At 41.8% G+C, this 13618-nt stretch carries 7 protein-coding genes; 5 read left to right on the top strand and 2 right to left on the bottom strand.

Features of this window, described 5'->3' with window-relative positions:
• Positions 1–161 precede the first annotated feature (161 nt).
• Complete coding sequence (gene asnB / locus HMPREF9455_RS04935) at positions 162–1829, top strand: asparagine synthase B (protein ID WP_006798512.1); 1668 nt, start codon at positions 162–164, stop codon at positions 1827–1829.
• Between the two features lie 57 nt (positions 1830–1886).
• Here asnB and HMPREF9455_RS04930 read toward each other — a convergent pair whose 3' ends face one another.
• Positions 1887–3095: a glycosyltransferase family 87 protein gene (locus tag HMPREF9455_RS04930; RefSeq protein ID WP_006798511.1), complete on the bottom strand. Its 1209-nt coding sequence runs from the start codon at positions 3093–3095 to the stop codon at positions 1887–1889.
• A 491-nt stretch (positions 3096–3586) separates the two neighbouring features.
• Here HMPREF9455_RS04930 and dapF point away from each other — a divergent pair, with 491 nt between their 5' ends.
• From dapF to HMPREF9455_RS04915, 3 genes are all read left to right on the top strand, one after another.
• Positions 3587–4429, top strand: a complete 843-nt coding sequence (gene dapF / locus HMPREF9455_RS04925) for a diaminopimelate epimerase (protein WP_006798510.1) — start codon at positions 3587–3589, stop codon at positions 4427–4429.
• A gap of 125 nt (positions 4430–4554) precedes the next feature.
• On the top strand, positions 4555–5787 hold the full coding sequence (locus tag HMPREF9455_RS04920) for an LL-diaminopimelate aminotransferase (protein ID WP_006798509.1): 1233 nt from the start codon (positions 4555–4557) through the stop codon (positions 5785–5787).
• Positions 5788–5904: 117 nt separating this feature from the next.
• Positions 5905–8082 (top strand): glutamine synthetase III family protein, encoded by a 2178-nt coding sequence (locus tag HMPREF9455_RS04915; protein ID WP_006798508.1) that lies wholly within the window; start codon positions 5905–5907, stop codon positions 8080–8082.
• 67 nt (positions 8083–8149) lie between these two features.
• Here HMPREF9455_RS04915 and HMPREF9455_RS04910 read toward each other — a convergent pair whose 3' ends face one another.
• Complete coding sequence (locus tag HMPREF9455_RS04910; RefSeq protein ID WP_006798507.1) at positions 8150–8824, bottom strand: flavin reductase; 675 nt, start codon at positions 8822–8824, stop codon at positions 8150–8152.
• 254 nt (positions 8825–9078) lie between these two features.
• Here HMPREF9455_RS04910 and gltB point away from each other — a divergent pair, with 254 nt between their 5' ends.
• Entirely contained in the window at positions 9079–13596 is a 4518-nt protein-coding gene (gene gltB, locus HMPREF9455_RS04905; RefSeq protein WP_006798506.1) for a glutamate synthase large subunit, read from the top strand.
• Positions 13597–13618: the final 22 nt, after the last annotated feature.

Genomic DNA, 13618 nt, shown 5'->3' with positions numbered 1-13618 from the left:
AACGAATTTGTTATATTTTTATTGCGTGTTGACAATTTGAAATAAAATATAAACAAAATGTGTTATATTTATGTTTTATATTTTGAATTAAGAATAAAATGATATAAATTTGCCGAACTGTGGCAAGGTATAAAACTAACTAAAAAAATAATTATAAATATATGTGTGGATTTGTAGGTGTATTTGATTTAACCCAAAATATAGATGTCCTTCGTGGCCAGGTGCTTCGCATGGCAAAGAAGATTCGTCATCGTGGTCCCGATTGGTCGGGGGTATATTGTGGCAGTAAATCTATCCTTGCTCATGAAAGGCTTTCCATTGTGGGTGTTGATTCGGGGAAGCAACCCTTGTATAGTAAAGATAAAAAGCTGGTATTGGCTGTTAATGGTGAAATATATAATCATAAAGAGATAAGAAACCGGTATTCTGATTATGAGTTCCTTACTCATTCCGATTGTGAAGTTATCCTTGCTCTGTATAAAGATAAAGGAGCGGATTTGTTCGAAGACCTGAACGGTATATTTGCATTTGCCCTCTATGACGTCGAAAAAGATCTTATATTGATCGGCCGCGATCATATGGGTATCATTCCTTTGTATATGGGATACGATGATTACGGGCAGTTTTATGTAGCCAGTGAGTTGAAGGCGCTGGAGGGTGTTTGCCCCAATATTCAGGAGTTCTTGCCCGGGCATTATATTTTTAGTGGAGATGGAACGGCTCCTAAGCAGTGGTATAAGCGCGACTGGATGGAGTATGATAACGTGAAAGATAATAAATCGGATATTGAAGAGTTGAGAGCATCTTTGGAAGCGGCTGTGCATCGTCAGTTGATGTCAGATGTTCCTTATGGAGTCTTGCTTTCCGGCGGACTGGACTCGTCTATCATATCGGCTGTAGCGAAACGTTATGCAGCACGACGTATAGAGGATGATAATAAAACGGAGGCATGGTGGCCGCAGCTCCATTCTTTTGCTGTAGGGCTTAAGGATGCTCCGGATTTAATTGCTGCCCGCAAGGTGGCGGAGTATATAGGCACAGTTCATCATGAGATTAATTTTACGGTGGAGGAGGCTATAGATGCGCTGAGTGATGTGATTTACCATATCGAGACATATGATGTGACAACGGTACGGGCATCTACTCCGATGTATTTATTGGCTCGTTTTATAAAGTCTATGGGAGTGAAAATGGTGTTGTCAGGCGAAGGTTCGGATGAACTTTTCGGTGGTTACCTTTATTTTCATAAGGCACCGGATGCAAAGGCATTGCATGAAGAGACGGTTCGAAAGCTGGACAGGCTTCATTTATACGATTGTTTGCGTGCAAACAAATCATTGGCAGCATGGGGGGTAGAAGGGCGTGTGCCTTTTTTGGATAAGGAATTTATGGATGTGGCTATGCGCCTGAACCCTCAGGATAAAATGTGTGGCAATGGAAAAATAGAAAAGCATATACTCCGTAAGGCTTTTGAAGATTATTTGCCGGCCAGTGTTGCGTGGCGGCAAAAAGAGCAATTTTCCGACGGTGTAGGGTATAATTGGATAGATACATTACGTGAGGTTGCGGACAAAAAAGTAAGCAACCGTCAGATGGAACATGCAGCCGAGCGTTTTCCTATCAATCCGCCAATGTCGAAAGAAGAGTATTGGTATCGCACAATGTTCGAAGAGCATTTCCCTTCGGCATCTGCGGCTCATACAGTGCCATCGGTGCCATCTGTAGCATGTAGTACGGCTACGGCTTTGGAATGGGACGCTTCGTTTAAGAATAGGGTGGATCCGTCTGGTCGTGCAGTAAAAGCTGTGCATTCCGAGGCTTATGAGTAATGATTGTGGTATATAAAAATATAGAAGCAGAGAAGTGCGTATTTCTCTGCTTTTCTTTTATATACCTTCTTTTATTCTTTCTTCTTTGGTGTAATCGTTCGGATCGAATTGTTTTATTATGCCCCGTGATGTGACTAATTGATATACGAGTATAAGCCATACGGCAAGGCTTGGAATTGCTTTCAGTGAATATCTTTTAAATACATCGTCGTGTATACTCTTCGGGAATATATGGGACGATGTTATCAGTGTCCAGAATATGGTGAATATCAGTAGTCCGGCTATCCATTTGTTTTTCGGATACTTTTGCAGGCTGTACCAAAAGGCTAAGGCTGTCATGGCAATAATGTATGTCTCTTTTTCGGAGCCGGTGCTGAAAAGGACAATAAAGAATAAGGCGGATGCCAGAATGCCGATTTGGTAGGTCAGGTCGTCGTAACATTTGATCTTTATGTATTGAAGGGCAAATAATACAAGTCCCGGTACAATTATATATAATGGTGATGCGTCCAGAATATTGAAGCATCTTCTTATGAGGCCGATAGCGGATATGTCCTGTGAAAAATTGGTTATATTCATTACATTTTTAGCAGATAGAGCGTGGAGCCAGTCTTGATAGCTCTGTACGACAAATCCAGGGGAAGATATCAACATTGGCAGGGCAAAGAATATGGCAGCCCAGACTACCATGTATATTATAAGCTTCCCTTTGTGTTTTGAGAAAAAGAATAAACTCAATCCCACTATGCCATATAGTTTTATAAAAGTGCCGAGCATAATAAAACATGCAGCCCAGAAATCTTTCTCTTTCCGTATGCAAATAAAGCTGCCGATAACTAACGCGGCAATCAGGCCGTTTGTCTGGCTGTTCATTACGCAGGTGTAGAGGTCTACTCCTATTATGTAGAAAAACAGGTATTTTCTTCTCCAGGCGATTGGCAGATAGTAAACGGCAAAGAACAGGGTCAGGCTCATTGCTACATCCCAGAGTAATATCCCGAGCCTGTCGGGCAGGAGTGCAAACGGCGCTATAATCACAGTAAAGACAGGGCCGTAATAAAACATGTCGTGATGCTCGGCCGGATAGGGTGCGTATATATTGACCTGTTCAAGAGCATGATAGAATGAACCACTGAATATTTTATAATTATTATGGATGCGGCTGGCCTTCAGTGCACCTATTATGGGAATGAGAGTCCATACAAAAAGAAGAAATCTTTTGTCGGAAAATATAGGTTTTCTGAAAAAATTAACAATAGAGCTCATAGTTCTATCCGTTATTATCCGATAATTAAAATGGTAGTCTGTGCGTTTTGTAAAAGGGCAGGCTACACGTTATTCCAGGTTGTTATTTCTTCAAAATCTAAAATCCGGATTTTGAAGGGTACAAAGATGGAAATTTTATATGGAATAAGGAACTATTTTCTTAACATTTCATTCTGAAATATGGGCTTTGTGTAAGGTCGTTTTAATGTTGGATATTATAAGGTGTTTAAAAGAAATATTTTGCTCAAATAAATAGTGAAAATATGGATTAAAGGTGTGTAATTTAAGAAAGGGGTGACATTTGTAAATCATTTGGTCTTGCGTTCTGTCTTTATGATTGTTATTTTGAAAATTAACAAGTCAAAAAGATTTTTTATTTTATTAAAAATGAAAAAATGATACAAATTTCTTGCGAAATCGAATAATTTGTACGAAATTTGCATCTTGAAAATAGAAATAATATAACACTCAAAAAGAGGACGGAATAGAGGATGAAGAAATTGAAATTTACCAAAATGCAGGGTGCCGGTAATGACTATATTTATATGAATGGTTTTACTCAGCAAATAGATAATCCTTCTGAGTTGGCAGTCCGCTTGAGTAACCGTCACTTTGGTATTGGTTCCGATGGGTTAGTACTGATATTGCCCTCAGATATATGCGATTTTAGAATGCAGATGTTCAATTCTGATGGTTCGGAAGCTGAGATGTGCGGTAATGCTTCGCGCTGTGTAGGTAAATATGTGTATGATAACGGGCTGACCGATAAAAAAGAAATAACGCTGGAGACCAAAGCCGGTGTGAAATATATCACATTAAAAGATGGGGATGCTATTGCACGTAAAGTGACAGTGGATATGGGTGAACCTATACTCGCTCCTACTTTAATTCCTGTACGGGTGGCAGAGGAGCCTGTATTGGAATACCCTTTGGATATAGATGGTAAGATATGGAAGATATCGTGTGTGTCGATGGGAAATCCACACGCAGTGGTATTTATGAAAGGAATTAAAGATTTGGATTTGCCTGTATTGGGCCCTAAATTCGAAACGAATCCTATTTTCCCGCGCAAGACAAATACGGAATTTATCGAAGTAGTAGATCGCAATACTTTAAATATGCGTGTTTGGGAGCGTGGAGCAGGGGAGACTTTGGCTTGCGGGACCGGAGCATGTGCTGCCGCTGTAGCTGCTGTATTGAATAATCATTGCGACAGGGATATAACGATACATTTGCTGGGTGGTGATCTCAAAATAGAGTGGGATGTCCTTAATAACCATGTATATATGACAGGTGAAGCTGTTACAGTATTCGAAGGTGAATTAATTGGCTAATGTGCCGATATGTGAAATAAGTAGTAAATTGAGAAGAAACGAATTAATAAAATAGACAGACCGATCTTGTACGTCGCATTGCGAAACTGGCACATCGGTATATTGTCCATCATCAAATTAGGAAAATGATATTAATAAACGAAAATTATACAAAGCTCCCGGGAAGCTACCTGTTCTCGGATATTGCACGCAAAGTAAACGAATTTAAAACTGCACACCCCGACGCAACTATTATCCGTCTGGGTATTGGAGATGTGACAAAACCTCTTCCGCAGGCTTCGATAGAAGCGATGCACAAAGCTGTGGACGAGATGGCCCATGCAGCTACCTTCAGGGGATATGGTCCGGAGCAGGGTTATGACTTCCTTGTAAATACAATTGTAGAAAACGATTATAAGGCACGCGGGCTGGATATTTCGGCAGATGAAGTGTTTGTCAGTGACGGTTCTAAGAGTGATACAGGTAATATAGGAGATATTCTCGGACTTGATAATATTGTTGCCATTACTGATCCTGTTTATCCTGTTTATGTGGACACTAATGTGATGGCTGGTCGTGCCGGTGATTTGCTAGACAATGGCAAATGGAGTAAGGTTGTATATCTTCCATGTACTGCGGAGAACGACTTTGTGCCTTCGTTGCCAACCGAAAAAGTAGATATAATCTATTTGTGTTATCCGAATAATCCGACAGGTACGACTTTGACAAAAGATCAGTTGAAGATATGGGTAGATTATGCCTTAAAGAACAAAGCGCTTATTCTTTTCGATAGTGCTTATGAAGCATTTATCACCGAAAGTGATGTTCCTCACAGTATCTACGAGATAGAAGGAGCAAAAGAAGTCGCTATTGAATTTCGCAGCTTCTCTAAAACTGCAGGGTTTACCGGTACGCGTTGTGCATACACCGTAGTGCCAAAAGCGCTGATGGGGTATACTAAATCCGGAGAGAAGGTGTCATTGAATAAATTGTGGAACAGACGGCATACTACCAAATTTAATGGTGTACCGTATATTATACAACGTGCTGCCGAAGCCTGTTATTCCGTCGAGGGTAAAAAGCAGGTGAAGGAGACGATCGGTTATTACCTGAATAATGCTAAGATTATCCGTGAAGGGCTTAGTGCGCAAGGTCTGAAAGTTTATGGAGGAGTTAATTCTCCATACATTTGGGTGAAAACCCCTAGCGGTATGACTTCGTGGGGATTTTTCGACTATCTGCTCAATGAGTTGAATGTCGTAGGTACTCCCGGAGTTGGATTTGGTCCAAGTGGAGAAGGGTATCTGCGGTTGACGGCGTTCGGTACGTTAGAGAATACAAAAGAGGCGGTAAGCCGTCTCAGGAAGATATCTATTTAATAATAATATTCTGTATTTTATTGGTATACAAAATATTGAAATCTTGAAACATGAATTGAAAATCGGCGTAGGCCAAATTTTGAAATAAAATCTATATAACTCAATAAAAACAAGTTTATGACAAAGTTACGTTTTAGAGCAGTAGCGATGGCCTCGGAAAGAAAACCGGTAGAGGTGCGAAAACCGGAAAAGAAGACATCGGAATATTATGGAGAGAAAGTGTTTAATCGTAAAGCTATGACCAAATATCTTTCGAAAGAAACTTTCAAAGCGCTGAATAATGCTATCGATAAAGGAGGTTCTGTAAATCGTAACCTAGCTGAGCACGTAGCTGCAGGTATGCGTATGTGGGCTTTGGAAAATGGTGTGACTCACTATACACACTGGTTTCATCCGTTGACGGACGGAACTGCCGAAAAACATGACGCTTTTGTAGAACATGACGGACAGGGCGGCCTGATAGAAGAATTTGAAGGAAAGCTTCTGGCGCAACAGGAACCGGATGCGTCCAGTTTCCCATCGGGAGGTCTTCGCAATACATTCGAGGCTCGCGGATACTCGGCATGGGATCCGTCTTCTCCTGCATTTATTGTTGGCAATACATTGTGTATCCCTACTATATTTATCTCTTACACTGGTGAGGCACTCGACTATAAAACTCCATTGCTGAAAGCACTGGCGGCAGTAGATAAGGCTGCGACCGAAGTGGTTCACTATTTTAATAAAGATGTAAAGAAAGTACAATCCAATCTGGGTTGGGAACAAGAATACTTCCTTGTAGATGAAGATCTTTTCATGGCTCGCCCCGATCTGGCTCTGACAGGAAGAACGTTGATGAGTCACGAGAGCGCTAAAAATCAACAGTTGGAAGATCACTATTTCGGTTCTATACCTGAGCGTGTACAACGCTTTATGGAGGAGCTGGAGTATGAGTCTTATGCTTTGGGTATTCCTGTAAAGACCCGCCACAACGAGGTTGCGCCTAACCAGTTTGAGTTGGCTCCTATATATGAAGAGTGTAATCTGGCCGTAGACCATAACCTGCTGGTGATGTCGGTGATGGATAAGGTAGCGCGTAAACATTCATTCCGTATATTGTTCCACGAAAAACCGTTCAAGGGAATCAATGGTTCGGGTAAGCATAATAACTGGTCGCTAAGTACCGATACAGGTATCAACCTGCTGTCTCCGGGTAAAGATCAGGTGGAAAACCTGCGCTTCATCACTTTTGTGGCGAATATTCTTGCGGCAGTGCATAAAAATAACGGATTGCTGAAAGCATCTATATCTTCTGCTACAAATGCTCACCGTTTAGGTGCAAATGAAGCGCCTCCCGCTATTATATCCGTTTTCCTTGGCTCACAGGTAAGCGATATACTCGATAAGTTTGAGAAGAGCGCGGTTAAAGACGCCATTGTGGTTGACAGCAAAAAGCAAATCAGCCTTGGTGTAGGGCAGATTCCTGAAATCCTTCTAGATAATACCGACCGTAACCGTACATCTCCGTTTGCCTTTACAGGTAACCGTTTCGAATTCCGTGCAGTAGGTTCATCGGCAAACTGTGCTTCTGCTATGACGGCGTTGAATGCTTCTGTTGCCGAGCAACTTCGACTGTTTAAAGAAGAAGTGGATGGCCTTATATCTAAAGGTAAATCTAAAGAAGAAGCCTTGTATGAAGTATTGAAGAAATACATCAAAGAATCACGTCCTATCCGTTTCAATGGAAATGGTTATAGTGATGAGTGGAAGGCTGAAGCTAAGAAACGTAAGTTGGATTGCGAAACCAGCGTTCCTGTGATTTATGATGCGTATACATCGAAACAAAGTATCAAAACGTTTACAGGTATCCTTTCGGAAGTAGAATTGCATGCCCGTAACGAAGTGAAATGGGAAACTTATACTAAGAAAATTCAGATAGAATCACGTGTACTCGGAGATTTGGCTTTGAATCACATTATTCCTGTGGCAATCTCTTACCAATCTATTTTGCTGACTAATGTATCGAAACTGAAAGAAGTCTCAGATGATTATAAGACATTGGGAGCAGAGCAATTGAGGTTGATCGAAAAAGTCTCTACTCATGTGAATGCAATAAATGCTAAGGTACACGAAATGATAGACGCTCGTAAGATTGCGAATAATATCGAGAGTGAACGCGAAAAAGCTATCGCATACCACGATAATGTGGCACCTTATCTGGACGAGATCCGTTATCATGTCGATAAGCTGGAGCTGATCGTAGATAACGAAATGTGGCCATTGGCTAAATATAGAGAGTTACTTTTTATTCGCTAATCGCTTTTATTATAATGAAAAATCCCGGCTTCGTAAGAGGCCGGGATTCTTTTTATTTATATCCGTTCTATTTCCTTATCCACACTGCTGTAATATCGCCAAATACAAGTTTATGGTATTCCTTGCCATTTCCGTCTTTCTTTCCTTTTTCTACAAACTCTTTTCCTTTTTCAGAATAGAAGTCTTTCGGATTGGTCTCCGTGATTTCCACCAGTTTACATTCTATTATTAGCTTGGCTTCTTTGTATGTGATATTGCCTGATGGAGTTTTCACATAGGTCAATGTTGTTTCTTTCATCTTGTCGGAGCTTCTTCCGCTCTTGCTGCCGAATGCTATCACTTGATCTTTGAACTGATCGGGGAAGTATGTCATGGTATAACTCTGTTCTTTCTTTATAAATTCCAGTGTGTAACGGCTTGCATTCAGGAAGCACCAGGTAACTGGCACTTCGAATAGTTGTCCCCAGCCACCCCAGCTTGCAGTCATCGAGTTGTAGAGGGAATCGGAGCCGGCTGTAATCACCGAATAATCTTTACCTACTAGTTTGAATACATTTTCAGTCAACTCGGTAGGCTCTACTTTTCTGAACAAATCGTCGAAAGATTTGTCTTTTACATCCGCGTAGGTTATAACATCAGTTGAATCTGTAGTTGATTTTTCTGAAGATGTGGTGTCTTTGTGTGCCCCTCCACATGAAAACAAGAATGTTGTCATGATGATTGCTGACAGGAATTTTTTCATAATTCTTATGTTTTAATTTAATGAGTGATATGTCAAAAGTAATAATTAACAATTATATTATCAGATATTCAGTATAAAAATAATTTTAAATAGATTTTTGTTAAATAAAGCAGTGTTAATCTATTCTTTTTATGTAAAAAATCATTTTTTCGAACAAAAGGAGATTTTATGTGTTGAAAATTTGTATATTTGTCATCTGTCTTAGTTTGGGGCAGAAATCGAATTTTCTATCAATTATATATCAACTAATAACTATGCAGGATTTAAAATCAGCAGTACAGCACGGATTATATGACCCGGCCTATGAGCATGACGCATGCGGGGTAGGGATGGTGCTTCATATGAAGGGTGCTAAATCCCATGCCATCGTTGAGAATGGTCTCCGTGTATTGGAGAACATGACTCACCGTGGGGCAGAAAATGCAGACAACAAAACCGGAGACGGTGCCGGTATTATGTTGCAGATACCACACGAGTTTATACTACTACAAGGGATTCCAGTCCCTGAAAAAGGACATTATGGAACAGGGCTCGTCTTTTTGCCTAAGGGTGAAAAAGAAATGGAGTCTTGCATGATTACCCTTACACAATATATCGACAAGGAAGGATTAAAGCTTCTGGCAGTACGTGATGTACCTGTCAATAGCGATATATTAGGTGAAATGGCTCTTTCGAATGAACCGAATATAAAACAGATATTTGTAGTTGGAGAAGAGGGTATGTCCCAGGACGAACTGGAACACCGGCTCTATATCCTTCGTAAGAAGATAGAGAAGGAGATCTTCAATTCGAAGGTATTCTCTTTAGATACAAAGAAAGCTTTCTATATAGTTAGTTTATCCACAAAGCGTATTATATATAAAGGGATGTTGTCGTCGGAGCAGCTCCGTCATTATTTTCCCGATTTACTGAACCCGCATCTGACAAGTGCTATTGCGCTTGTGCACTCGCGTTTCAGCACCAATACATTTCCTACATGGGATTTGGCACACCCTTTCCGTATGGTGGCGCACAATGGGGAGATCAATACAATAAAAGGTAACCGCCTGTGGATGGAAGCCCGCGAAAGTGTGCTAAAATCGGAATTATTAGGTAATATCAGCGATCTATGGCCGATTGTACAGCCGCATATGAGTGATAGCGCTTCATTCGATAATGTACTTGAATTTCTTGTGATGTCCGGGAAATCGCTTCCGCATGCTATGGCTATGATGGTACCGGAATCATGGAATGATAAGAATCCTATTTCGAATGATCTGAAAGCCTTCTATGAATATCATAGTATATTTATGGAGCCGTGGGATGGTCCCGCTACATTGCTGTTTTCTGACGGACGATATGCAGGAGGATTGCTTGACCGCAACGGTCTGCGTCCTGCGCGTTACCTGATGACTCATAGTGGTATTATGGTAGTGGCTTCAGAGATGGGAGTACTTCCGTTCGAACCGTCCGAGATAAAGGAAAAAGGACGCCTTCGTCCGGGTAAGATGCTGATGGTAGATACCGAAGAGGGTACTATACAATATGATGCCGAGCTAAAAGAAAAACTTGCAAAAGCATATCCTTATCGCGATTGGTTGGCAAAGAACCGTATTTCACTCGATGATATTTCTTCAGGAAGGACTCCTAAATATAATGTGGAAGACTATACCAAAATGCTGAAAGTATTCGGCTATTATAAGGAAGATATAGAAAAGATACTGACGCCTATGGCAGCGGAAGGAAAAGAACCTACCGCCTCAATGGGTAACGATGCACCGGTGGCTGTTTTGTCGAACAAGCCGCAACGCCTGTTTACGTACTTCCGTCAGTTGTTTGCGCAGGTAACAAACCCGCCTATCGATCCTATTCGTGAAGAGTTGGTAATGTCATTAGCCGGATATATTGGTTCGCTTCACAAGAATATACTGGAGCCGATGCCGGAACATACAAAGATGGTTGGTCTGTCAAATCCATTCCTTTCCAACAGGGAACTCGATTTGTTGATCCACCTGCAATACAAAGGCTTTAAATGTGAAGTCCTGCCAATGCTTTTTGATCCTAAGCAGGGTGGTACAGGTCTTGAAAAGGCTATAGACGAGCTGTGTAAGAAAGCAGAAAAAGCCGTTGACAACGGTAATAATTATATCATTCTCAGCGACAGGGGCGTTAATCCCGATAATGCGGCTATTCCCTGTCTGCTAGCCGTATCCGCCGTTCATCATTATCTGGTGGAGCGTCGCAAGCGTATGCAGATAGACATTGTGGTGGAATCTGCCGAACCGCGCGAGGTAATGCATTTCGCATTGCTGTTCGGTTACGGGGCAAATGCTGTGAATCCGTATCTGGCACTGGCTGTCATCGAAGAATTGGTGAAGAAGGGGGATATACATCTCGATTTCCATACAGCCATGAAGAATTATGTGAAAGCCATCAACAAAGGTTTGTTGAAAACCATGTCTAAGATGGGTATTTCAACATTGAAAAGCTATATTGGCGCACAGATATTCGAAGCTGTCGGCATCAGTTCGGCAGTAATAGATAAATACTTCAAAGGAACAACATCTAAAATAGAAGGAGTCGATTTGAACGATATCGCCAGTGATACGATAGAAGCCTATTACGAAGCATTCGAGGAAGATTTTACAGACCCTTCATTGATAAGTCAGGGTATTTATGCATGGCGTCGCAATGGTGAATACCATGCATGGAATCCCGAAACGATAATGAATCTCCAGATGTCTACACGTTTGGGAAGTTATAAGAAATTCAGGGAATATACAAATTCGATCGACAAAAAACCGGAGAAGATTTTCCTGCGTGACTTCCTTGATTTTGATTTGGCAAAGAAACCAATCGACATTTCAGAGGTAGAACCTGTATCGGCTATTACCAAGCGTTTTGTAACAGGTGCCATGTCATTCGGTTCTATCAGCCGTGAAGCACATGAAGCTATGGCTGTGGCCATGAATGCTATCGGGGGTAAAAGCAATACCGGAGAGGGAGGTGAACTGCCCGAACGTTTTGCAACAAATGCCCGTTCAGCTATCAAGCAGGTGGCATCCGGCCGTTTCGGGGTAACTACCGAATATCTGGTAAATGCCGACGAACTCCAGATCAAGATAGCACAGGGAGCAAAACCGGGTGAGGGAGGACAACTTCCGGGCTTTAAGGTAGATCAGATTATAGCGAAGACCCGTCACTCGATTCCGGGTATTTCGTTGATATCGCCACCACCGCACCACGATATATACTCTATTGAAGATTTGGCGCAGTTGATTTTCGACCTGAAAAGTGTAAACCCGGTCGCACAGATAAGTGTGAAACTGGTATCCGAAAGCGGAGTGGGAACTGTGGCCGCCGGAGTGGCGAAAGCAAAAGCCGACCGCATTGTCATCAGTGGTTGTGAAGGAGGTACAGGAGCAAGCCCTGCCAGCTCGATCAAGCATGCCGGACTTCCCTTAGAGATTGGTTTGGCTGAGGTGCAGCAGACTTTGGTACTCAACAATCTGCGCGGACAGGTATATTTGCAGACAGACGGTCAGTTGAAGACCGGACACGATATTATTGTAGCTGCTATGTTAGGTGCTGAGGAATTCGGTTTTGCAACCAGCGCACTGATAGTATTAGGATGTATTATGATGCGTAAGTGTCACCTGAATACCTGCCCTGTCGGAGTTGCTACACAGAATGAAGAGTTGCGGAAGAAGTTTATTGGCCGTAGTGAATATCTGGTAAACTACTTCAATTTCCTTGCCGAAGAAGTGCGTGAGCATCTGGCATCATTAGGAGTGAAGTCGTTGGATGAGATAGTAGGCCGTGCCGATTTGCTGAAATATGTGAAAAGTGAAGCAAATTCAAAAGTAGAGAAACTGGATTTATCCCGTCTTATCTATTTTCCTGCCGAGACGAAGGAAAATGCAATACACCGTATAAAGAATCAGGAGCATAAACTGGATGATGTATTGGATCTGAAGTTGATTACAACATCACGTCTGGCTATCGATAAAGCTATGCCTGTAGTTATTTCCCATACAATACGAAATACGAATCGTACGGTAGGTGCTATGCTTTCGGGTGAAATAGCTAAGAAATACGGTAACGCCGGACTTCCTGCAGATACTATCCAATGTACATTCCAGGGGGCAGCCGGACAGAGCTTCGGAGCATTTCTTGCTCATGGTGTGACCTTCAAGCTCGAAGGCGATGCCAATGACTATGTAGGTAAAGGCCTGTCGGGAGGTAAGATCATCATTGTACCTCCGGCCGTATCTACTTTCAAGCCCGAAGAAAATATCATTGCCGGTAATACCTTACTGTATGGTGCTACCTCCGGCGAAATATATATCAACGGACGTGTAGGAGAACGTTTTTGTGTACGTAATAGCGGTGCAACTGCTGTTGTGGAAGGGGCCGGAGACCATTGTTGTGAATATATGACGGGCGGCCGTACGGTAGTGCTTGGAAAGACAGGACGGAATTTTGCGGCGGGTATGAGCGGCGGGGTTGCTTATGTGTATAACATAGACGGCGATTTCGACTACTATTGCAATATGCAGATGGTCGAGCTTACACTGATAGAAGACACTTACGACAGTAAAGAGCTTCGTCAGCTGATCACCAATCATTATGAATATACAAACAGCCCTCTGGCAAAACATATCCTCGACAACTGGAATACAGAGGTAGAGAAATTCATGAAAGTAACCCCTATTGAATACAAGAAAGTGTTACAGGATGAAAAACTGGAAGCTATAAAGAAAAAAATAGCACAAGTAGAATTCGATTATTAATTAGCAAATTAGCGAATTAGCA

The organism is Dysgonomonas gadei ATCC BAA-286 (assembly GCF_000213555.1).
Lineage (GTDB): Bacteria > Bacteroidota > Bacteroidia > Bacteroidales > Dysgonomonadaceae > Dysgonomonas > Dysgonomonas gadei.
This window is presented reverse-complemented; position numbering and strand designations above follow the sequence as displayed.